The organism is Haloarcula sp. S1AR25-4, assembly GCF_031624555.1.
Classification (GTDB): domain Archaea; phylum Halobacteriota; class Halobacteria; order Halobacteriales; family Haloarculaceae; genus Haloarcula; species Haloarcula pellucida.
This window is the reverse complement of record NZ_JAMQOR010000001.1, coordinates 1,234,118-1,256,188: the sequence shown is the minus strand read 5'-3', so window position 1 is coordinate 1,256,188 and position 22,071 is coordinate 1,234,118. Positions and strand designations below refer to the sequence as shown.

Annotated in this window: 23 protein-coding genes; 13 read left to right on the top strand and 10 right to left on the bottom strand. The window is 67.1% G+C overall.

The annotated features are described in order from the left end of the window. Positions 1-29 precede the first annotated feature (29 nt). The 4 genes from NDI85_RS06625 to NDI85_RS06610 all read left to right on the top strand — a co-directional run bounded on the left by NDI85_RS06625 (position 30) and on the right by NDI85_RS06610 (position 2,884). Complete coding sequence (locus NDI85_RS06625; protein ID WP_188993560.1) at positions 30-377, top strand: hypothetical protein; 348 nt, start codon at positions 30-32, stop codon at positions 375-377. Positions 378-402: 25 nt separating this feature from the next. Next, positions 403-996, top strand: a complete 594-nt coding sequence (locus NDI85_RS06620; RefSeq protein WP_310915308.1) for an NfeD family protein — start codon at positions 403-405, stop codon at positions 994-996. A gap of 71 nt (positions 997-1,067) precedes the next feature. Continuing rightward, the gene (locus tag NDI85_RS06615; protein WP_188993564.1) at positions 1,068-2,234 is read left to right on the top strand and encodes an SPFH domain-containing protein; all 1,167 of its coding nucleotides are present in this window, start codon (positions 1,068-1,070) and stop codon (positions 2,232-2,234) included. A gap of 44 nt (positions 2,235-2,278) precedes the next feature. Further along, a complete protein-coding gene (locus NDI85_RS06610) occupies positions 2,279-2,884 on the top strand; it encodes a MarR family transcriptional regulator (protein WP_188993566.1) in 606 nt (201 codons plus the stop codon). A gap of 57 nt (positions 2,885-2,941) precedes the next feature. On the opposite strand, the gene NDI85_RS06605 is transcribed toward NDI85_RS06610, so the two are convergent. Further along, the gene (locus tag NDI85_RS06605) at positions 2,942-3,184 is read right to left on the bottom strand and encodes a hypothetical protein (RefSeq protein WP_166968547.1); all 243 of its coding nucleotides are present in this window, start codon (positions 3,182-3,184) and stop codon (positions 2,942-2,944) included. 231 nt (positions 3,185-3,415) lie between these two features. Between NDI85_RS06605 and NDI85_RS06600 the strand changes: the two genes are divergently transcribed. Further along, on the top strand, positions 3,416-3,820 hold the full coding sequence (locus tag NDI85_RS06600) for a TRAM domain-containing protein (RefSeq protein WP_166968549.1): 405 nt from the start codon (positions 3,416-3,418) through the stop codon (positions 3,818-3,820). A gap of 74 nt (positions 3,821-3,894) precedes the next feature. On the opposite strand, the gene NDI85_RS06595 is transcribed toward NDI85_RS06600, so the two are convergent. Genes NDI85_RS06595 through NDI85_RS06585 form a run of 3 tightly spaced genes read right to left on the bottom strand, consistent with a single transcriptional unit; the run spans position 3,895 to position 5,765 of the window. Next, complete coding sequence (locus tag NDI85_RS06595; RefSeq protein WP_310915307.1) at positions 3,895-4,635, bottom strand: YkgJ family cysteine cluster protein; 741 nt, start codon at positions 4,633-4,635, stop codon at positions 3,895-3,897. Positions 4,636-4,668: 33 nt separating this feature from the next. Beyond that, positions 4,669-5,445: an MBL fold metallo-hydrolase gene (locus NDI85_RS06590; protein WP_310915306.1), complete on the bottom strand. Its 777-nt coding sequence runs from the start codon at positions 5,443-5,445 to the stop codon at positions 4,669-4,671. Positions 5,446-5,492: 47 nt separating this feature from the next. Next, positions 5,493-5,765 (bottom strand): winged helix-turn-helix domain-containing protein, encoded by a 273-nt coding sequence (locus NDI85_RS06585; RefSeq protein ID WP_188993573.1) that lies wholly within the window; start codon positions 5,763-5,765, stop codon positions 5,493-5,495. Between the two features lie 241 nt (positions 5,766-6,006). Between NDI85_RS06585 and NDI85_RS06580 the strand changes: the two genes are divergently transcribed. Continuing rightward, positions 6,007-6,711 carry a class I SAM-dependent methyltransferase gene (locus tag NDI85_RS06580; protein WP_166968557.1) on the top strand — a complete coding sequence of 235 codons (705 nt, stop codon included), beginning with the start codon at positions 6,007-6,009 and terminating at the stop codon, positions 6,709-6,711. Between the two features lie 155 nt (positions 6,712-6,866). Then, positions 6,867-7,769 (top strand): glycosyltransferase family 2 protein, encoded by a 903-nt coding sequence (locus tag NDI85_RS06575; RefSeq protein WP_188993577.1) that lies wholly within the window; start codon positions 6,867-6,869, stop codon positions 7,767-7,769. Here the strand turns inward: NDI85_RS06575 and NDI85_RS06570 are convergent, their stop codons facing one another. Next, positions 7,770-8,579 carry an amidohydrolase family protein gene (locus NDI85_RS06570; RefSeq protein WP_188993580.1) on the bottom strand — a complete coding sequence of 270 codons (810 nt, stop codon included), beginning with the start codon at positions 8,577-8,579 and terminating at the stop codon, positions 7,770-7,772. Between the two features lie 198 nt (positions 8,580-8,777). Between NDI85_RS06570 and thsA the strand changes: the two genes are divergently transcribed. Beyond that, positions 8,778-10,337: a thermosome subunit alpha gene (gene thsA, locus NDI85_RS06565; RefSeq protein ID WP_310915531.1), complete on the top strand. Its 1,560-nt coding sequence runs from the start codon at positions 8,778-8,780 to the stop codon at positions 10,335-10,337. A 543-nt stretch (positions 10,338-10,880) separates the two neighbouring features. Here thsA and NDI85_RS06560 read toward each other — a convergent pair. The 3 genes from NDI85_RS06560 to NDI85_RS06550 all read right to left on the bottom strand — a co-directional run bounded on the left by NDI85_RS06560 (position 10,881) and on the right by NDI85_RS06550 (position 14,715). After that, a complete protein-coding gene (locus NDI85_RS06560; protein ID WP_310915305.1) occupies positions 10,881-13,310 on the bottom strand; it encodes a DUF5059 domain-containing protein in 2,430 nt (809 codons plus the stop codon). Between the two features lie 83 nt (positions 13,311-13,393). Continuing rightward, positions 13,394-14,152, bottom strand: a complete 759-nt coding sequence (locus NDI85_RS06555) for an SAM-dependent chlorinase/fluorinase (RefSeq protein ID WP_310915304.1) — start codon at positions 14,150-14,152, stop codon at positions 13,394-13,396. Next, entirely contained in the window at positions 14,149-14,715 is a 567-nt protein-coding gene (locus NDI85_RS06550) for a nicotinamide-nucleotide adenylyltransferase (RefSeq protein WP_166968569.1), read from the bottom strand. The genes NDI85_RS06555 and NDI85_RS06550 overlap by 4 nt, the downstream gene beginning before the upstream one ends. Positions 14,716-14,886: 171 nt before the next feature. Here NDI85_RS06550 and lonB point away from each other — a divergent pair, with 171 nt between their 5' ends. Then, positions 14,887-16,992, top strand: a complete 2,106-nt coding sequence (gene lonB / locus NDI85_RS06545; protein WP_188993588.1) for an ATP-dependent protease LonB — start codon at positions 14,887-14,889, stop codon at positions 16,990-16,992. Next, on the top strand, positions 16,993-17,829 hold the full coding sequence (locus NDI85_RS06540) for a CPBP family intramembrane glutamic endopeptidase (protein ID WP_310915303.1): 837 nt from the start codon (positions 16,993-16,995) through the stop codon (positions 17,827-17,829). A gap of 7 nt (positions 17,830-17,836) precedes the next feature. On the opposite strand, the gene NDI85_RS06535 is transcribed toward NDI85_RS06540, so the two are convergent. Continuing rightward, the gene (locus NDI85_RS06535) at positions 17,837-18,508 is read right to left on the bottom strand and encodes an HAD-IA family hydrolase (RefSeq protein ID WP_310915302.1); all 672 of its coding nucleotides are present in this window, start codon (positions 18,506-18,508) and stop codon (positions 17,837-17,839) included. A 48-nt stretch (positions 18,509-18,556) separates the two neighbouring features. Further along, positions 18,557-19,027, bottom strand: coding sequence for a methylated-DNA--[protein]-cysteine S-methyltransferase (locus NDI85_RS06530; RefSeq protein WP_166968577.1), 471 nt, complete (start codon positions 19,025-19,027; stop codon positions 18,557-18,559). A gap of 90 nt (positions 19,028-19,117) precedes the next feature. Here NDI85_RS06530 and trpC point away from each other — a divergent pair, with 90 nt between their 5' ends. Genes trpC through trpA form a run of 3 tightly spaced genes read left to right on the top strand, consistent with a single transcriptional unit; the run spans position 19,118 to position 22,046 of the window. Next, positions 19,118-19,909, top strand: coding sequence for an indole-3-glycerol phosphate synthase (gene trpC, locus NDI85_RS06525; RefSeq protein ID WP_310915301.1), 792 nt, complete (start codon positions 19,118-19,120; stop codon positions 19,907-19,909). Continuing rightward, entirely contained in the window at positions 19,906-21,216 is a 1,311-nt protein-coding gene (gene trpB, locus NDI85_RS06520; protein WP_188993596.1) for a tryptophan synthase subunit beta, read from the top strand. The genes trpC and trpB overlap by 4 nt, the downstream gene beginning before the upstream one ends. Beyond that, positions 21,216-22,046: a tryptophan synthase subunit alpha gene (trpA, locus tag NDI85_RS06515; RefSeq protein WP_310915300.1), complete on the top strand. Its 831-nt coding sequence runs from the start codon at positions 21,216-21,218 to the stop codon at positions 22,044-22,046. Before trpB ends, trpA begins: the two co-directional genes overlap by 1 nt. Positions 22,047-22,071: the final 25 nt, after the last annotated feature.

The window sequence follows — 22,071 nt, the reverse complement described above, 5'->3', positions numbered from 1 at the left end:
TTGTAGCTGTCGTCCGTAGACCGTCGCACATGGCTGCTGACGGGTCTGACGACGACCGGGTCGCCGAATCGGACGACGGCTTCGTCGAGGAGTACGAGTTCGCGACGGAGGCCGACGTCATCGACGTCGAGGGCGAGACAGAGGGCTCCGTCGCGGGCGCACTCGCGCCGGACGCCGAGGTAACGCCCGGATCGCCGTCGCTGGAGAACGTCCTGTTCGTCGCACTCGGGGTGTACCTCTCGACGCTCGTCCTCGGACAGATGGTCGTCGGGTCGGCCGTCTACGCGCCGACGACGCTCGCGACGATTACCGCCGTCGTCGCGGTCGGTGCGGCCGTCTGTTACGCGCTCTTCGCTCGGAGCGACCCCGACACTTAATCCTGCGCCCGCCCTACGATAGCGTATGGTAGTTCCCCTGGTCTCGCTCTCTCTCGCCCCCGCCCAGGTCGACCCACTGTTCAGTATGTCGCTCTCGCTGTTGCTGTTTCTCGCCGGGGCCGGACTGGTCGTCGCGGAGGCGCTCGCACCGGGGACGCACTTTTTCGTCCTCGGTATCGCGCTGTTGACTGCCGGTCTCGTCGGCCTGTTCATCCCGGCGAGTCTCGGCATCTTCGCGCCCATCATCCTCGCGGTCGTCGTCCTCGCGACGACGGCGGCGACCCTCTGGGGGTACCGGCAACTGGACTTCGCCGGCGGCGACCGCGGCCAAACCCTGAGTTCGAGTTCGCTGCAGGGCCAATTTGGCACCGTCACCGAACGAGTCACGAAGAGTGCCGGCGAGGTGAAACTGGAGGACGGCGGCTTCAACCCCTACTATCAGGCCCGAAGCGTCGACGGCGTCATCGAGGTCGGCACCGAGGTGATGGTCGTCGACCCCGGCGGCGGGAACGTCATCACCGTCGAGGCGGTGAACGCGACCGACGACGACATCGACAGAGCGCTGGAACGTGACCGGGCGAGCGAGGCGGAGCGAGACACCGAATCCGAGCGGGCGTGACCGTGCGAACAGTCAGTATGTGACAGACGCACCGAAGGCTTTTCTTTCAGCGTCCCGGAGTCTCAACCGTTATGTTCCCCGCGATAGTGCCGCTACAGATTGGTGGGATCATCGGCTTCGTCACGGTGATCTTCCTCCTCTTGGCCATCGCGCTGGTGTACTCCAGCGTCGTCATCATCCGCCCGTATCAGAAAGGTGCTTACACCGTCCTCGGGACGTACCGTGGCATCCTCGATCAGGGGATTCACTTCATCTATCCCTTCGTCTCGGACGTCACCCGATTCGACATGCGGACCCAGACGCTCGACGTGCCGCGACAGGAGGCCATCACCCGTGACAACTCGCCGGTGACCGCCGACGCCGTCGTCTACATCAAGGTGATGGACCCGAAGAAGGCGTTCCTCGAAGTCGACAACTACGAGCGCGCCGTCTCGAACCTCGCCCAGACCACGCTCCGTGCCGTGCTGGGCGACATGGAACTGGACGACACGCTGAACAAACGCCAAGAGATCAACGCCCGCATCCGGAAGGAACTGGACGAACCCACCGACGAGTGGGGTGTCCGGGTCGAGAGCGTGGAGGTCCGCGAGGTCAACCCCTCGAAGGACGTCCAGCAGGCCATGGAGCAACAGACTTCCGCCGAGCGGAAACGCCGTGCTATGATTCTGGAAGCGCAGGGTGAACGCCGCTCCGCCATCGAGACGGCGGAGGGTGACAAGCAGTCCAACATCATCCGCGCGCAAGGTGAGAAACAGAGCCAGATTCTGGAAGCGCAAGGTGACGCTATCTCGACGGTGCTGCGCGCGAAGTCCGCCGAGTCGATGGGCGAACGCGCCGTCATCGACAAGGGGATGGAGACGCTCGGCGAGATGGGCAAATCCGAGTCGACGACGTTCGTGCTTCCGCAGGAACTCACGTCGCTGGTTGGCCGCTACGGCAAGCACCTCTCGGGCTCTGACGTCAAGGCGGACGGCCACGTCCTCGACGCGCTGGACTTCGACGAGGAGACCCGCGAGATGTTGGGACTCGACGACATCGAGGAGATTCTCGGCCAGATAGACGAGGAGGCCGAAGTCGACGTCGAGGCCATGGAGCAGGAAGCCCAGAAGATAAAACACGGCGAGGATTCGGGCCTCGACAGCGCCGACGAGATGATCGAGCAGATGGACGCGGAGATCGACGGCGAGAAGACGGACATCGCCGGTGGCCCCGACGACACCACGGGCGACGACGAATAAGCGTAGCCGAAGACGTTTTGTAGCAGAATCACTTCTGCTCCACTATGACACGGGACGGCGGCGTCGACGAGGACAAGCGTGCGACGCTCCGCCGTTTCGCCGCCCTCGGTGCCGCCAGCCCCTTCGTCCGCTTTACCGACGACGGGAGCGATAGCGACGCGCCGGATGCCATCGCTGGCTACGTCTCCGCCCACCCCGGCACTCACTTCTCGAAACTTCGCGACGACCTGCAACTGGGGACGGGCGAGGCCCAACACCACCTCCACCGCCTCGAAAACGACGGCGTCGTCGCCTCGCAGAAGGACGGCGACTACCGCCGGTACTTCCCGGCGGACCAGTTCACCGAGTTCGAGCAGACGACGCTGGGCTACCTTCGGCGGGCGACGCCCCGCGGGATGCTCGTCACCATGCTCCGGGACCCGACGGTGACCGCCTCCGAACTGGCGTCGGCGCTGGACGTCTCCCGTCCGACCATCAGCAACTACGCTGCCGACCTCGAATCGGCGGGCCTCCTCTCACGCGAGGACGGGTACGCCATCACCGAACCGGAGACGATTCTGACACTGCTCGTTCGGTACGCGGACTCCTTTGGCGGCGACGCGGCCGAACTGGCGAGTGAGGCCGACTCGCTGTTCCGCTACGACCCGTAGCGGTCGCTCGCGAGTCCGAGAACGCGAGGCGAGAAACGGTGGTGCAACCGGCGGGAATCAGGCCTCGACCATCCACGTCGTCGAGGAGGAGTACCCCCACTTCTCGACGTCGATGTCGTAGTCGCCGCTGGCGATCGCCGTCATGTTCGTCCCGACTTCCTTCGCCGAGAGTTCCAGTTCGTCACCGATGAGGCGGGACTTGAAGTACGTCTGTTCGTCGGCGTTCGATTGGAGGTACTCCAGGATACGTCGCTGTTTCTCCGAGAGCGGGGTGTCGGCCGCCTGTGCAGTCGCGCTCATTGCTACACTCGTTCGTTCGGTAGGTGAACCCTTAGTGGGTTTGGTACAGTCGGTTAACGCCTCGCCGTCTTGCGGTTTTTGCGCTAAAGTCCGGCCGACAGTGACGGCTGTAGTGTCGATACCGTCCCGGTTGGTACGTCGGGGAAACACACGCACCGAGCCACGCATCTCCGTCTGTCCGGCAGTTCTTTAATAGTGGGCGGTCAGTATGCCGAACGGAGGTCTATTACATTGGAAATCTCCGACGAACTCCTGTGTCTGTTCAGTGCTGAGGTCAGCGACGACGGCGACCGGTACGTCGTCGAAGTGCCACGCCGCGAAGTCGAGACGGGGGCCGTCGACGCCGGTGGCACGTATCGAGTCGCACTTATCTCCGCGGACGCCGAGAGCGACGAGACTGCCGAGAGTACCGAGACGGAGACGCCGCCGGACCAGCCACAGCCGCCGGTCGAACCGGGCGAGACCCGCTACGTCGAAATCGAGGACATCGGCAAGCAGGGCGACGGCATCGCTCGCGTCGAACGCGGCTACGTCATCATCGTCCCGGGCGCCGACATCGGCGAGCGCGTAAAGATAGAGGTGACCGAGGTCAAATCGAACTTCGCAGTCGGCGAGATTCTCGACGAGGACGTGTAGGTCACGGCTCCCTTCCGCGACCGCCGACCCACAGCGACTGCGTCGTCTCTCTCTCTTTCGGGTGTCGTGGGGCCTCAGGCGTCCTCGAGCGGCGTCCCGTCGGGCCGTTTCTGCCCTTCCGAGTCGTGGACTACAACGCCGTCCACGTCCGTGGGTTCGTAGTTGTCGCGGACGCCGACGGCTTCTTCGAGTTCTCTGATGGCCCGCTCTTTCAGCGCAGCGGCCAGTTCCTCCGCGTCCGCCCGCGAGATGTCACGCCCCAACCCCTCACACTCGTGCGCTCGAACCATCCCTCCTTCGTCGTCGGTGTCACCGGCTTCCCGTTGGCCTTCCAGCGCGACGCTGTCGACGGCCTCGCCCATCGGCTGGCTCGTCCCACCCAGCGCGACGCTAAACGGATAGGTCCGGCAGATGAGCGGTCGGTCCTCGTGGACCGTGCACGCGCCCACGCCGTCGTCGTCCTCGGCGTAGAACGTACAGTCGCCGCAGTCGTCGGTCTGGAGCGCCCACTCGAACGTCTCGCCTTGCGGCCCGTCGGGTGACTCCTCGATGCCGTAGGGCATCGGCCGGGCGATATCCCGGAAGTCGTAGTCCCCCGCCGACTGCAACTGTCGTATCTCGTCGGGGAACACGGTCGCCGTGTGTGGTCCGGGTTCCCCGGCCGTGTCGCTGTCGCCGTCGCCACAGGCCGTCTCGCCGGCCTTACAGCAGGCCCCACAGCGCGTACACTCGAACCCGATAGTCTCGATGGCGTCGGCGAGCGCCGCGACGTCGAGGTCACGGGCGCGTTCGAGTTCGGATTCGAGAGACTCCATGGTTCCCCGTTGGTGTCGACGCTCAAAAAGGCGTCAGTCGGCCGGCCGTGCCCGCTGGCCGTCCCAGCGTACCGTCCCTTCGACGGCCAACTTCTCCAGATGGGCGACGACGGTGGCCCGAGCGAGGTCACGGACGCCGGTCAGGTCCTTCTCGTAGGCGCGGTCGAGCACGTCGCCTACAGTCGTCACACCGGCCTCGACGGCCGCCCGGACGCGGCGCTCGCGGTCCAGACGGTGGCGGAGCAGTCGCGCGCAGGCCCGTCGCGGGTCCGCGATGGTGGGTCCGTGCCCGGGGAACAACCGGGCCGGATTCCGGGCGTGGAGGCGGCGGAGCGAGGTCAGATACGCCCGAACGTCCCCTTCGGGCGCGCCGACGACGACGCTCCCCTCGGCGACGGCGACGTCGCCACTGACGACGCCCGATCGGGTAGCGAACCCGACGTGTTCCGGCGCGTGGCCCGGCAGGTCCACGACGTCGACGCCGTCGCCGGCCGGTATCGTCGTCCCTTCGACGAAGGTTCGGTCCGGAGCGACACCGGTCGCAGCCTCGAACGCCGCTTTGCGCCCGCGACGCGCCCAGACGGTCGCCCCCGTCTCGCGGGCATAGTGGGCGACCCCGCCCACGTGGTCGGGGTGGTGGTGCGTGACCGCGACGTGGCCGACCGAGGCGTCGCTGACGGCGTCGCTCAGTGCATCGGTCCGGCCGGCGGGGTCGACGAGCAGCGCGTCCGGCCCGGCACCGAGGTACGCGGCCGTCTGGCCTGTCGGGGCGCGCGTCGCTACTGGAACGTCGAGCCGTGTCCACGTCATCTGGTAGTGCGTGACCGCGCGCGAGGAAAACTCCGGCGGGTCGGCGGTTACGCGGTGAGGAAGTAGACCTGCTTTCGGGCGTCGGTGAAACTGTACCGAGAGCCGACGAGTTCGGACTCTTCTAGCCGGTTCAGGGCGTATCGGACTGTCCGGTCTGGCAGGAGCGACGACTCCGCGAGTTGGCCCTGCGAGAGCGGTGCGTCGTCTTCGAGTACTTTCGCGACGAGTTTCGCGCTGGGTGGGAGTTCGCGCAGGCGCTCGCGGAACTCGTCTTCGCTGAACGGGGAGGCAGTTACGTCTTCGGTGGTAGTCGTGCTCATACTGAACGCTGGTCCAACTACACTGGTAAAACTTGGCTATATGTATGACCAAACAATACGGATTGTGAAATGTGTATAATGGGGCCTTATACAGACGCGCCGTCCTCCGGTCCGTCCTGTCGATGCAGTGATGGCTGAGCACACAGTTCGGTGCCCGTGACTGCCACCTCGCGGGCGGTGACGGCCACACTGAACTCCGATTCCAGTATCGTTTTATCCCCCCGGCGGCGACGATTGTAGCGTGAAAGGGCAGGAGTGGTACCAGGCCGACACCGTGGCCGAAGAGTACGAGGCCAAACGGTTCTCTCGTGGTGGCCGTCTCATCGACCGCCGAGAGAAACGGGCGGTGCTCGACGCCATCGGTCCCGTCGACGACAAGAAGGTTCTCGAAGTCGCCTGTGGCACCGGCCGATTTACCGTGATGTTGGCCGAACGCGGGGCCGACATCACCGGCCTCGACATCTCCGGGCCGATGCTTCAGCAGGGCCGCCAGAAAGCAAGGGCCGCCGACGTCGCCGACCACGTCGAGTTCATGCGCGGCGACGCCGCCCGCCTCCCGTTCCCCGACGACTACTTCGATACGGTGCTGGCGATGCGCTTTTTCCACCTCGCGGATACGCCTGCGGCGTTTCTGGCCGAGATGCGCCGGGTCGCCAAAGAACAGGTGTTTTTCGACACGTTCAACCGCTTCTCGACGCGGTCGCTGTACAACTGGGCGCTCCCGATGGGGTCGCGGCTCTACTCTCGGTGGGAGATAGACCGCTTGTTGGACGGCGCGGGACTGGAACTCACCGAGGAGTCTCACGACTGGGTGCTTCCCTACGGGTTCTACCGCAAGATACCGAACGAACTGGCCGCCTCGTTCCGCTCTATCGACACTGCCATCGGTGGGACGCCACTCGGCGACAAACTGGCCTCGGTGTCCTACTGGAACACCCACGTCTAATCACGCTCACGGCTTGCACTCTCAGGGCCGCACGCGGTTCTGATCTGCCGAGTACGACGCAGTTACCCACGAACAGCCGTTCGACACCGTATTTTACGCGAGACGGGCGCTCCGGCCCGCGACTTTTAAGCGCTTCCAGAGCGGTATCGAGACGTATGGAGCTATCGGTGGTGGTCCCGACGCTGAACGGCCGCGAGGAGTTGGCCGGGAGTCTGGACGCACTCGCCGAGGAGGTGCCCGACGCCGAGACCATCGTGGTCAACGGCCCGTCCGCCGACGGGACGACGGGGATGGTCCGTGACAGGGACGACGTCGACGTGTTGGTCGAGGTGGCCGACCGCTCGGTCAACGTCGCGCGGAACGCGGGACTGGACCGGGCGACGGGCGACGCTGTCGCCATCGTGAGTCAGGGACTCTCCGTCGAGTCGGGGTGGGCCGAGGCGGTTCGGTCGGGTGTCGACTCGAGCGTGGCGGTCACCGGCCCGACCCACGAGCAACTCGTCGCGGGGATGACGACCGAGTCGAAGGAGACGCGGACCATCGCCGGCCGGGACGTGACGTACTTCAATCCCGGTAACGTCGCGTTCCGCCGGACGGCCATCGACGCGCTCGACGGGTTCGACGAGTACCTGCAGATCGGCGGGTCACGCGACGTGGCACACAGGTTGGCCGCGCGTGGCTACACCGTCGGCTGGGACGCCGAGATGTGCGTCAGCCGTGAGTTCGAGGCCGACGGCGGCATCCGCGAGACGGACTGGAACTGGAAGTACCGCTCGCTGGCCTACCGCCTGCTGAAGAACTACGGGGTCCGCCCGACGGTCGCACGCCGGATGCTCAGTCACGCCGGCATCGACGCCGCCGAGGCGCTGAAAGACGTCGCTCGCGGCGAGACGCCCCCGTCGAAGTGGCTCGGCACCGGCCGAGACGTACTTCGAGGGCTCGGACTGGGGAGCAAAGACGGACTGGTCGCGCGGTACCGGGACCGGAGCGACGCCAGAAACCCCAACGGACGGTCCATCCGTGCGGACCGAGCGGTCACGGTCTACGACCGGCGGTGATCAGGGCGCGAGTTCCTCGACGACGCGACCCGGGTTGTTCGAGAACACCTTCTTCATCGCGTCCTCGGGCACGTCGAGTGTGAGGATCTCCATCACCGCGACGTTCGGGTGCGCGTTCGGCGCGCCGCTTCCGAACAGGACTCGGTCGGGGTGTTCCATGATGGCTCGTTCGAGCGGGTCCCGGTAGCGGACGACGCTCGTGTCCAGATAGAGGTCGTCGTATCGACTAAGCAGGTCGATGGTTTCGTCCATCAGGTCTCGTCGGAGCGGGTGGGCACCGAAGTGTGACAGGATGACCGGAAAATCGTACTCGAGTAACTCGCTCGCCACGGCGCTCGGTGGGAAGGCTTCGCCCCCGTGGACGAGGACGGGCAGGGAGACGTCGGCCAGTCGCGCGAGTACGTCCTCGTCGGGAAGCCCGTCTTTCGGCGGGTGGAGTTTGAACCCGGCAAAGCGGTCGTCGTAGGCGTACTGTTCGACGTCCTCCGGGGAGGTGTGGTCTTCTCCCCGACTGCTGGTGAGGTTCCGTAGGGTCGAGCCGGGTCCGCTCCCGGCGTCTCTGGCACCGTTCACTCTGGCGAACGCTATCAGTGGTCGCTCGACGGTCATGCGAGCGACGGCGTTGTTCGCTTTCAGATACCCCTCCTCGCGGGCGTCCGGGTGGACGACGCTCCGGACCACCCCCGCCTGGTGCATCTCTCGTTCGAGCTGTTCGGGGTCGCCCAGTCCGGGCCGGGGCCGGCGCTGTTCGTCCGGCTCCACCCGCGTATGGACGTCGACCACCCGGAACCCGTGTTCCAACTCCAGCATCTACCCCACTGTGTGCGGAACCTCGTATTAAATCATCGGGCCGTTCGCGGCCAACAGACGCCGAGAAGACCGGTGTATCGGTGTCTCGTCTGCGGGTCGCGTGCGGTCTCGATGGGGCGCACCTTCAAAAGCTTTATATAGAACCGCTTACGATGATTTAGGTGAGGTTACACAGCTATGTCATCTGGCCAGCGACGCATGGGCGGCCAGCCCCTCTTCATTCTCGACGAGGACGCCCAGCGCACACACGGAAAGGACGCACAGTCGTCGAACATCTCCGCCGGAAAGGCCGTCAGCGAATCGGTACGTACCACGCTCGGCCCCCGCGGCATGGACAAGATGCTCGTCTCCGACAGCGGCGACGTCGTCATCACGAACGACGGCGCCACCATCCTCTCGGAGATGGATATCGAGCACCCGGCCGCACAGATGATCGTCGAAGTCGCCGAGACCCAAGAGGACGAGGTCGGCGACGGCACGACGACGGCGTCCGTACTGGCCGGCGAACTGCTCGCGAAGGCCGAGGACCTGCTCGACGACGACGTCCACCCGACGACCATCGTCGAGGGGTACCACGAGGCCTCCCAGCTGGCGCAGGAAGCCATCGACGAGGAAGTGCTCGACGTCGACCTCGACGACGACACGCTCGTCGAAGTCGCCGAGTCCTCGATGACCGGGAAGGGCACCGGCGACGTCGACGCCCACCGCCTCGCCGAGGTCGTCGTCGAGGCCGTCCGCCACGCCAAGACCGACAACGGCGTCGTCCGCGACAGCATCGAGGTCCACACCCAGACGGGTGCGGCCACGTCCGCGACGGAGCTCGTCGAGGGCGTCATCATCGACGACACCCCTGTCCACGACAACATGCCCACCTCGGTCGAAGACGCGAGCGTCGCCGTCATCGACGCCGAACTCGACGTCCGCGAGAGCAACGTCGACGCCGAGTACAACGTCACCAACGTCGACCAGCTCAACGCCGCGCTCGACGCCGAGGAGGAGGAACTCCGCGGCTACGCGCAGGCCGTCGTCGACTCCGGTGCCGACGTCGTCTTCGTCACGGACGACGTCGCGGACCGCGTCGCCTCCCAGCTCGCGAAGGCCGGCGTCCTCGCCGTCGAGAGCGTCAGCTCCTCGACCGCGAAAGACGTCGTCGAGACGACCGGTGCGAAGCGACTCGGCTCCGTCGACGCACTCGACGAGGGCGCACTGGGCCACGCCGACAGCATCAGCGTCCAGAAGCACGGTGACGAGGAAGTCACCTTCATCCAGGGCGGGGCGGCCGCCGAGTCGGTGACCGTCTTCGCCCGCGGTTCGACCGACCACGTCGTCGACGAGATCGAGCGCGCGCTCAACGACGCGCTCGACGTCGTCGTCGCCGCGCTCGACGCCGGTGGCGTCGTCCCCGGTGCCGGTGCGACCGAAATCGCCATCGCGGACCACATCCGTTCGACGGCGGCGTCCATCGAGGGCCGCAAACAGCTCGCCGTCGAAGCGTTCGCCGACGCCGTCGACGTCCTCCCCCGCACGCTCGCGGAGAACACGGGTCTCGACGCCATCGACGCGCTCGTCGACCTCCGCTCGGAACACGAGAGCGAGGGCATCGCCGGCGTCATCAGCGAGGGCCAGACGGGCGTCATCGGCGACCCCGTCGAGTACGGCATCTTAGACCCCGCCGCGGTCAAGCGCGAGGCCATCGACTCCGCGACCGAGGCGTCGACGATGATCGTCCGCATCGACGACGTCATCTCGTCGAGCTAGCGAGGTCGCTCGCGACCTCGATCACGAGCGGCATCGCCGCGAGTTAGACACCCGAGGGTTCTGGCCCGAGGGCCTACGTCGACGAGACTTCGAGTCGACCCGACGGCCGTAACGCGGTCGTTCGTGACGACAGACCGGCCGATTTTTTGCAGGCACGTGTTGCTCGAAGAACTGACCGTCGAGGAAGTCGTGGAACGAGTACTGGGCGTCGAGTCGACGCCCGAAATCGCTGGGACAGCGAATGAAAATGGGACAGACACGAGTCGGAACTCGTGGTGCGGCGACGCCGCCGGTCCGGTCGGACCGACGAACCGTGCCCACGGTAGCCGTCGCCGCGAAGGTCGGAACGGGGTACTCCGATGAGTTCAGCGAACACCTCCCATCGCTCGGTCTGGGACCGTCGGCTGGCAGGTGGCGACCCTCTCGTCGCTCGGGCGGCGCCTGTTCGACTGCCACCGTGCCGGCAGGTTCACCATGTGTTTGTTTAGGTGGGCCTAAAACACTAAAACGTATCGGTCGGCCGGCACACCGACACGCGGTCGCTCACTCCTCGACGACGACGGTCCCCTCCATCCCGGCGGCCTCGTGGGGGATGCAGACGTAGCCGTGTTCGCCGACCGTCTCGAAGGTGTGGACGTAGCTCTGGCCGGACTGGACGGCCCCCTCGCCGTTCTCCCAGCCCTCGCGGGCGGCCGACTCGCTCTCGAAGCCGCCGGAGGCCCAGTAGGTCGCACCGTCGGGCAGTTCCTCCTCGTAGGCCGTGACGGAGTGGGGCTCCCCGCCGACGTGCGTCCACGCCACTTTGTCGCCGACGCTGACGGTCAGGTTCTCGGGGTCGTAGGCGACGGCCGTCATGTCGACCACGTGGTCGGCGTCCTCGGGGACGCCCTCGACCACGTTCGGGCCGCCGGAGAGCGACGTCTCGGTCTCGGGTTTACCCTCGCTCGTGCCGCCAGCGGCACCGCTGGGTGCGGCGTCGCTCGCGCCGACGACGGCGAACTGTGCGGTCCGCGTCGCGGCTGCGAACGCCGCGGGGTTCGCCTCGCCGGCCTCCAGTCCCTCGATGTAGCTGTTCAGCGCGCTCTCGAAGCTCTCGTACGCCGCTGCGTCAGCGCTCTCCAGTGCGTCGTGGACCGCCGCTTCCTCGAACGTGGCGAACACGTCGCTCGCCACGGCCGGTGCGCCGGTGTCGCTCCCGCCGCTGGCGGCGACGATTGTCGAGACGGAGTCCAGCGCGGCCGCGTAGAACGTCTTCGCGGCCGCGTACACGTCGCCGTCGTTCTCCGCGGCGGAGACGACGCCGGCCAGCGCCTCGTCCTCGAAGCGGCCGTACAGCGCCTCGTCGGCGTCTTCGAGGGCTTCGTGGTAGCCGGCGGCGCCCGATTCGAAGAAGGAGAGTGCCTGCCGGCCGCGGTCGGCGGCCCGACTGTCGGCCCCGAGCGCGTCGACGGCGGCGGCGTCGAATGCGAGCGCCTGCATGTACGTCGCGCCGGACCCGCTCGCGAGCGCGGGACTGGTGGTCTCCTCGAAGGACAGGAGCGCCGAGCGGACGCCCTCGTGGTGGGTCGCGACGGCGTCGTCGTCCCCTTCCTCGTAGGCGGTCTGGAGGCCGGCGAGATGCTCCTCCTCGAAGGCGTGATAGAGGTCTTCGCTCGCGCCTTCGAGCGTCTCGTGGAAGCCGAGTTCGTCGTTCTCGAACCGGGCGAACAGGGCCTCGGCGACGGCCGCGGCCTGCGCGTTCTCGTCCTGTCGGTACAGTTCGCGCGCGTCCGCGAAGCGGGCCTTGAAGAAGCCCGACTGGAGCACGGGGGCGGACTCGCCGGCGAGCGCCTCGACGCCGGTCACGAGGTTCGAGTCCACCGTCTCGACGGCGCGCTCGATGCCCTCCGAGTCCCCGTTCTCGATGGCCGTAGTGAGGTCGGAGAGCCCCGACTCGAACCCTTCGTAGGCCTCGCCGTCGGCCGCCTCGAAGGCGTCGTGGGCGGCCGCGCCCTCGAAGTGTGCGAAGACGTCTTCGATCATCGTCGCGGCAGTGTCCGTCTCGCCGCGGCGGGCCAGCCACGCCGCGTCGTACACGCGGGTGCGGTAGGTGTTGAGCGTCGCCGCGTGGGCGTAGTCCGTGCCCGGCCCGCCGGCGGCCGTAAGCGCCGCCGCGTCCCAGCCGCGGGCTTGCATCGCCGCGAGATGCCCGGCGTGGGCGATTCGCTCGTCGGGCGCGAGCGAGTACGCACCCTGTACCGCGGCGTCGAGCGCAGCGCGGGCCTGCTCCGTGACTCCACCGGCGTCCTCGCTACCTGCGGCCGCACCGATGTCGTCGAGTGCGCCCTCGAAGGCCTCGTAGGCCTCGCTGTCGCTCGATTCGAGTGCCCCGTAGACCAGTCCGTCCTCGAAGGCGATCATCGTCGACTCGGCGATACTGCTGGCCGCCCCGAAGGCGCCGACGCGGGCAGCGAGTTCGGCGTTCGCCGCGCGCGACCCGAGCCACAGGATGTCGAGTGCGCGAGCGCCCCCCTGGCCGGCCGTGGCCTGCTGGGCCGTCTGGAGGCTGTCGGCGGCGTCGCTTGCGGCGTCGGTCGCGCCCTCGACGTCGCCCTCGGCGAGCGCCGACTGGACAGCACCGAGTCGGTCCTCGAAGCCGCCGTAGGCCGATTCGGACGTCGATTCGAGACGTTCGTGCGCGCCGTATTCGCCGTTGGCCCCCTCGAACCGGGCGAACACCGACTGTGCGACGCTGGCGCCGGCACCGGGGAAACCGGCGCGGCCGAGCGCCACGGCGTCGAACAGGCGGGACCGGTAGACGTTCCACTCCGCCGCGACGGCGGTCGTCGGACCGACGGCGGCCTGCTGACCGCCCCCACTCTCCTTGTCGTCCGTCGATCGCTGTTTCGGCGTCGAGTTCGTTCCGGGACACCCGGCGAGCAGACCGCTCGCGGCCACCCCTACAGTCTTCAACAGGTCTCGTCGTTCCGGCATACGACTGATTAGGCCGGCCTAAAACACTTGAACCCGTCGGTTTTTCGGCTAGCCTAAACCATGACAGACCGAACGAGTTCGCCTCACCAGCCGAGTTCGACGCTCTCGCCGACCCCCACACCGAAGGCGTCGTCGCCCCGGCCACGGTTGACCGCGAGTTCGACGTTTCCGTGGCTTCCGACCGTGACGAGACGAGTACCGGCCTCGACGGCGGCGTAGGCTCGCCTTACCGGGACGGACGCGCCGTCGACGGTGACGGTCCCGCCGAACTGCGCTTCGAGGACCGCGCCCGGGACGTTCGTGATGGCGTTCCCGAAGTCGTCGACGACCAGCACCTCGCCCGTCGCGCCGCCGTCCGAGACGGCAGGGTCGGGGAACTGCAGGTCCACGTACTCGTTCGTCGGCGTGGTCTCCTCGAGCGTTTCGAGCGCGTCGACACCGGCGTCGTGGACCCGTGCCGCCGCGGGTGCGAACACGTCACGGCCGTGGAACGTCGTGCTCGGCGGGTCGTCGTAGGCCCACGTGAACGCCTCGAACTCCTCGTCGGTCAGTTCGCGGGCCACCGGGAGGAGGACGCCGTTGTCCGGGCCCACGAGCGCGTGCCCGCCCGCGCGGACGACGATAGCGTCCCGGTCCGTACCGACGCCGGGGTCGACGACCACGCAGTGGACGGCCGGCGGGAAGTACGGGAGCGTCTGCGTCAGCCAGAACGCCGCCGTCCGAACGTTCTGCCGGGGAAAGTCGTGTGCAATGTCTTCGATTCGGGCGTCGCTCTCCCGGCAGATGACGCCCTTCATCGCCGCCGGGTAGGGCGACCCGAAGTCGGAACTGAGCGTGATCATCCCTCGTCGCCGATGGCCGGTTCGTCGACGGCCTCGTCCTCGGCCGTATAGCGGTCCAGCGAGTCCGAATCGGAGACGTGCTGGAGCCGTTTGATGCCGTTTATCTCCTCGATGGTGTCGACGACGGGGTCGGGGACGCGGTCCCGCCACGACTCGTCGGCTATCATCCGCTCGCGTATCTCCGACCCCTCCAATCGGTCCCGGTCGAACATGGGCGATTGGCGCACCTCGATGCCGCTTTCCTCGAACAGGCGAACCACCAGCGGGTTGTTCGAGTACGCCACGTCGAAGTCCGGGCACATGCTCTCGACGTGGCTCACCCAGACGGCGTTGCGGTTGATGTCCTCCAACGGGACGACGTAGGTAGTGAGATCGAAGTCTTTCACCGCCTTCGTTATCATCATGATGCGCTCGCCGGCCGTGAACGGGTCGTGGGTCGTGTGTGAGTCGTCGGCGCTGCCGATGCCCAAGACGAGTTCGTCCACCTCGTCGGCGATGCGACCGACCATCGCGTGGTGGCCGTCGTGGTACGGCTGGAAGCGACCGATGTAGAACCCTCGCATACCCGAGTGTGTGGTGGGTGGTTTGATAAACCCGACGACGGTCCACGGGCCACGGGTTCGGAACCGCTTACCCCGACGCCTTCTGGCGGTTATGGGGGTGTGGCAAGGTCGGTCGCGGGGAGAAAGTATATCAGTCGACAGTCCTTCCAACCGAGTGTTAGCAACGTTTGTATGAGCGACAACACCGACACTGACGCGGCTCCCGACCCCGACCGGGAGAGCGAGGACGCCGACGAGGCCACGACGGGCGACGGTCACGAGACGACCGACGAGCAGCCGTCCGAGCCATCGGTCGACGAGCCCACGAACGGGGACGGAGCAACGTCGGATACGACTCTCGGCAGCGACGTCGAGGTGGAGGGAGAATCCGGCCTCCAGGACGACGAGGAGAACCTACTCGGCGGTCTCGATATCGACTCGACCGCGGAGATAGAGGTGCCAGAGCGTCTCGTAGACCAGGTCATCGGGCAGGACCACGCACGCGACGTCATCAAGAAAGCGGCAAAGCAGCGCCGCCACGTGATGATGATCGGCTCGCCCGGGACGGGCAAATCGATGCTCGCGAAGGCGATGAGCCAGTTACTCCCGCGCGAGGAACTGCAGGACGTGCTCGTCTACCACAATCCAGACGACGGCAACGAGCCGAAAGTCCGCACCGTGCCCGGCGGCAAGGGTGAACAGATAGTCGAGGCCCACAAAGAGGAGGCCCGCAAGCGCAACCAGATGCGGACCTTCCTGATGTGGATCATCATCGCCATCGTGATGGGGTACTCGCTGATCATCGTCCAGCAGTTGTTGCTGGGCATCCTCGCGGCCGGGGTCATCTATCTCGCCTTCCGCTACGGTTCCCGCGGCAGCGACGCCATGATTCCGAACCTGCTGGTCAACAACGCCAGCCAGAAGACCGCCCCGTTCGAGGACGCGACCGGCGCCCACGCCGGCGCGCTGCTGGGCGACGTCCGGCACGACCCGTTCCAGTCCGGCGGGATGGAGACGCCGAGCCACGACCGCGTCGAACCCGGCGCCATCCACAAGGCCAACAAGGGCGTGCTGTTCGTCGACGAGATCAACACGCTGGACATCCGCAGCCAGCAGAAGCTGATGACGGCCATCCAGGAGGGCGAGTTCGGCATCACCGGCCAGTCCGAGCGCTCCTCCGGTGCGATGGTCCAGACCGAACCGGTCCCGTGTGACTTCATCATGATCGCCGCGGGGAACCTCGACGCGATGGAGAACATGCACCCCGCGCTGCGCTCCCGTATCAAGGGGTACGGCTACGAGGTGTACATGGACGACACCATCGAGGACGACCCGGAGATGCGCCGGAAGTACACCCGGTTCGTCGCACAGGAAGTCGAGAACGACGGCCGCCTGCCCCACTTCACCGAGGAGGCTGTCCAAGAGATCATCCTCGAAGCCCGCCGCCGCGCGGGCCGGAAGGGCCATCTCACCCTGAAGTTCCGTGACCTCGGTGGCCTCGTCCGCGTCGCCGGCGACATCGCCCGCGCCGAGGACAAGGACTTCACCACGCGCGAGGACGTCTTACAGGCCAAGCGTCGCTCCCGGTCCATCGAGCAACAGCTCGCGGACAACTACATCGAGCGCCGCAAGGACTACGAACTCACCGTCAACGAGGGCGACGTCGTCGGCCGCGTCAACGGCCTCGCGGTCATGGGCGAGGACAGCGGTATCGTCCTCCCCGTGATGGCAGAAGTGACGCCCTCGCAGGGCCCCGGACAGGTCATCGCGACCGGCCAACTGCAGGAGATGGCCGAGGAAGCAGTGCAAAACGTCTCGGCCATCATCAAGAAGTTCAGCGACGAGGACATCTCCGAGAAGGACGTCCACATCCAGTTCGTGCAGGCCGGTGAGGGCGGCGTCGACGGCGACTCCGCCTCCATCACCGTCGCCACCGCGGTCATCTCCGCGCTAGAGGACGTCCCGGTCGAGCAGGACATCGCCATGACGGGGTCTCTCTCCGTACGCGGTGACGTCCTCCCGGTCGGCGGCGTCACGCACAAGATAGAGGCCGCCGCGAAGGCCGGTCTGGAGACGATCATCATCCCCGAGGCCAACACGCAGGACGTGATGATCGAAGAGGAGTACGAGGACATGGTCGAGATCGTTCCGGTCTCGCACATCTCCGAAGTGCTGGAGGTCGCCCTCGCCGGCGAACCCGAGAAGGACTCGCTGGTCGACCGCCTCAAGTCTATCACGGGCAAGGCGCTCGAACACGACGTCGGGCGACAGGGTAGCGGCAGTCCCAGCCCGCAGTAGATGCCCCAGTGGGCCGCCTTCGTCGGCCTGACGGGACTCCTTTTAACCGCGCTGCTCGCGCTCGCACGACTCTCACAGCGCGCGCTCCCCGGTAACGACGGCGCAACCGCCCGCATCGACGGCTTCGGCGGCACCGAGTCGGACGGGCCGCGGGACCCGACGATTCCGCGCTTCGAGACGCCGGAGGTCGCACGCCGACGCGCGCATCTCGAAACGCAACTCTCACCCGACGAGGTCTCGGCCGGCGCGTTGCTTGCCAACGTCGCGCTCACACAGGGGCTGTTCGGCGCGCTCCTCGTGGGTGGGGCGTTCTACTTCCAAATACCGCCCTCGGCGTTCGGCGTCACGGACGCCGCACTTTCGACGGGGCTGCCGGCGCTCGGCCTCGGCGTCGCCGCCGGCGTCGGGTTCTGGGTCGGCAACGAACTCGCGGCGGTGATAGCCGACGGGTTCGGTATCGCCTTCGACGAGTCGCTCCGGGAACTGCTCGCGCCCGATTCGCTCGGCGGGTGGGTGGTCCTGCTCGGACTGATCTTACCGACGATAGCCGTCGTGGAGGAACTCCTCTTCCGCGCGGCGGCCATCGGCGTCCCCGTCGCCGGTCTGGGCGCGCCCGCGTGGGCCATGGTTCTCGTCTCGTCGGTGGCGTTCGCCCTCGGCCACGGCGCACAGGGACGCGCGGGCATCGTCGTCACGGGCGCCCTCGGCTCGGCGCTGGCGGTGCTGTTCGTCCTCACGGACAGCCTGCTCGCGGTCGTCGTCGCCCACTACCTCGTGAACGCGCTGGAACTGGTCGTCCACGAGGGGCTGGGCGTCGACCGGCTGTCGGTTTCCTGAGTGACCGTCAGGCCCGCCACGGCGCCGACCGCAGCGCCGTAATCGAATCGAGAACGTGGTCGGCGGCGGACTCCTCCGGCCGCGCTCCGTCGGGCACCAACACGCTCGTCACGCCGGCGGCCTCGGCCGCCGCGACGTCGCTTCGCGCCGAGTTTCCGACGTAGACGGTCTCGTCGGGGCCGACTCCGAGGTCGGCCATCGCGACGTCGAGCGGCTCCGGGTCGGGCTTGGCCGGCGTCTCCCACCCCGCCAGCACGACCGTCTCCATCAGCGTTCGGAGGCCCAGTGCGTCTATCTTCGGCGACTGCGTGTCCGGTCCGCCGTTGGTCACGAGTCCCAGACGGTACTCGTCGGCGAGCGAGTCAAGCGCGTCTTCCGCGCCGTTGATGTACGCCACGTCGCTGTAATCCCGGAGCCCCTCGTAGACGTACGCCAGCCGGCGACCCACGGCCCGGTCGCGGCCGTCCGCTTCGGCCAGGCGCTCGAAACACTGCTCTCGCCGGCGGACATCGCTCTCGGTCCCGCCGACAGTGTGGACTGCCGCGACGTACTCGTCCCAGGTGAAGAACGGGTCGAGTCCGCACCACGAGAAGGCCTCGGAGAGAACGGCCCGGCCATGGCGGCGCTGGTCACACAGCGTCTCGTCGAGGTCGAAAAGGACGGTCGTGATACCGGCCATCGGGCGACGCTGCTCGTGGGCCGGACTACAGTACTTCGATTCGCGGCGTCAGCGCCCCTCGACGGCCCGCAACTTCTGCTCGACCGGCGGCGGGGCGGCGCTGGGGCCGTCACGCACGCGGTGGTCGGGAATCAAGAGGGGAACGGGATTCGCCGCCAGCGCCTCCCGAACTTGTGTCAGGTCCTCCTGCTCGCTGGCGCTCAGGCCGGGCGTCATCCGGGCGATCTGCTCGACGGTGGCGTCCTCGCCGTAGGGAATCTCACGTACGGCTTCGAGCACCGTTCGCTGGTCGGTCGGGACCGTCAGGCCGACGGTCACGTCCGCGAAGTCGTCCTCGGCGCCGTTGAGGTAGTCCTCGATGCGGTCCAACAGCGGGTGGTCGTCCTGACTGTCCGCTTCGGGCGTCTTCGGAAACGAGAGCGAGATGACTCGTTCGCCCGCCTCGCCGAACTGGACGAACCGGTCGAGATATGCAGATTCTCGGGCGTAGATACCTGCATCACTCGTCGGAGTCTCCATGGCCGAGTCGAGGGCCGGTCGGGTCTTCAAGATTGGCACCCGGCGACGACGGCAACACTTATGTACACTTCTGTACGTTAATGTTCAGTAATGGAATCCGATGCGGGACTGGCACAGGAAGTCGAGTCGATACTCGCGGCGGCACGCGAGCGAGGCGGTGGGGGCGAGCGAGTCGCTGTCGACGCGCGCTCGCTCACCGACGCTTTCGCGGCGGCCGAGGCGGACGGGCGCGTCCCGATTATCGCGGAGGTCAAGCCGACGAGTCCGACCGCCGACGGCGAGCGAACCGACGACCCGGTCGAACTGGCCGAGCAGATGGTCGCCGGCGGCGCGGCCGCGCTCTCGGTGTTGACCGAACCCGACCACTTCGGCGGGTCCGCGAAGACGTTAGAACGGGTCCGCGAGGCCGTCGACGTTCCCGTCCTCCGGAAGGACTTCGTCCTCTACGAGGAACAACTGGACGTCGTCGAGGCCGACGTCCTCCTGCTCATCGTTCGCTTTCTGGAGGAGGACGGGACCGACGACCTCGAAGACCTCCTCTCGGCGGCCCGCGAACGGGGCTTTCAGGTACTCGTCGAGGCCCACACTGCTGAGGAGGTCGAACGGGCCGTCGACGCCGGGGCGGACGTCGTCGGCGTGAACAACCGCGACCTGGCGAAGTTGGAAGTCGACCTCGAGACGTTCCCACGGGCGGCGATGGCGGCCCCCGATAGCGTCACCCTCATTGCGGAAAGCGGCATAGGGACACCAGAAGACGTCGCACAGATGCGCGCGGCCGGCGCCGACGCACTGCTCGTCGGGTCGGCCATCATGGACCACGGCGGCGATTCGGACGTGGCCGAGAACACGCGGCGACTGACAGACGCGGAGACACAGACATGAGTACTGACGACGCACACGACCCCAAGTTCGGCGAGTACGGCGGACAGTACGTCCCCGAGGCGCTGATGCCGGCTATCGAGGAGTTAGCCGACGCCTACGGACGATACGTACTGGAGAACGAAGACGGCTTCATGGACGAGTTCCGGGAGCGACTGGCGGACTTCGGCGGTCGGCCGACCCCGCTCCAGTACGCCGAGCAACTCTCGGCCCGCTACGACACGGACGTCTATCTCAAACGGGAGGACCTGCTCCACGGCGGCGCGCACAAACTCAACAACGCGCTCGGGCAGGTCCTGCTGGCGAAGTACATGGGCAAAGAGCGCATCATCGCCGAGACGGGCGCCGGACAGCACGGCACCGCGACGGCGATGGCCGCCGCGCATCTGGACATGCCCTGTGAGATATACATGGGCGAGACGGACATCGCCCGCCAGCGACCCAACGTCTTCCGCATGAAGATCAACGGCGCCGAGGTCAACCCCGTCACGGTCGGGCGCGGAACCCTCAAGGAAGCCATCTCGGAGACGATGCGCGACTGGGCGACCACCGTCGAGAACACGCACTACGTCATCGGCAGCATCGTCGGTCCGCACCCGTTCCCGAAGATGGTCCGGGACTTTCAAGCGGTCATCTCCGAGGAGGCCCGCGAACAGGCCATCGAGGAGACCGGCGGCCTCCCCGATTCGGTCGTCGCCTGTGCCGGCGGCGGGTCGAACACGATGGGCGCGTTCGCCGAGTTCGTCGGCGATTCGTCGGTCGACCTCGTGGCCGTCGAGGCCGGCGGCTCCTCGCTCACCGTCGACGAAGCGAAGGGCGTCGCGCCCAACTCCGCGACGCTCTCGACGGGCGACGAGGGCGTCCTCCACGGCGCGCGGACGAAACTCTTGCAGGACTCGGACGGCCAGATTATGGAGTCCCACTCCGTCTCCGCGGGACTGGACTACGCCGGCGTCGGCCCGGAACTGGCCCACCTCGTCGACGAGGGCCGCGTGACGCCGGCCAACGTCGACGACGAGGCGGCGCTCGAAGCCTTCCACCGCCTCTCGCAGGACGAGGGCGTCATCCCGGCGTTGGAGACAGCGCACGCCTTCGGCTACCTGGAGCGCGTGGCGGGGACCGCCACGGACGGTCGAGCGGCGGAGCCGCGAGACGAGCATCACGACGAACTGGGCGACACCGTCGTCGTCAACGTCTCGGGTCGCGGCGACAAGGACCTCGAAACCGTCATCGAGGAGACGAGCAAGCGTGACCTCTCGATTGCGCCGGACATGTCTATCCTGAACCGCGTCGGTGGAGGTGGGATCTGATGGGGCTGGAACGCGCCTTCGCGGACGAACCCGCCTTCGTCCCGTACCTCGCCGCCGGTGACCCGAACTACGAGGACTCGCTGGCGTACGTCGAAGCGCTCGCCGAGGGCGGCGCCGACGTCATCGAACTCGGCCTGCCGTTCTCGGAACCCATCGCCGAGGGGAAGACGATTCAGGACGCCATCGTCCGCTCGCTGGAGTCGGGGATGACGCCCGACCGCTTCTTCGAGTTCGTCGAAGACCTCGACGTGGACGTGCCGCTGGTCTGTATGACCTACTACAACCTCATCTATCAATATGGCAGCGAGGAGGGTCCCCGTCCCTTCGTCGAGAAAGCCGCCGACGTGGGCATCGAGGGGTTCGTCGTCCCCGACCTGCCCGCAGAGGAGGCCGGCCCGCTCCGCGAGGCCTGCGACGAGTTCGGACTGGACCTCGTGTTCATCGTCGCGCCGACGACGCGGGGCGACCGCCTCGACCGGATGATGGACCAGGTGTCGGGGTACGTCTACGTGCAGGCCCGTCTGGGCGTCACCGGCGCGCGCGACGACGTGGACGACGCCACCGAGTCGTCGCTGGCCCGGCTTTCCGACTGGGACGTGCCCAAAGCCGTCGGGTTCGGCATCAAGACCGGCAACCACGCCGAGGAAATCGTCGCTTCGGGCGCCGACGGCGTCATCGTCGGGTCCGCGCTCGTCGACATCGTCGCCGAGGGCTACGAGCGCGGCGACCCGACCGGGGAGATAGCCGACGAACTGGAACAGTTGGCCCGCGAACTCAAGCAGGGCGCACTTCGCGGGGCACAGAACCGGCCGCAACCGGAACGCACATAATCGCTCTTGCCACACTCTCGCATAT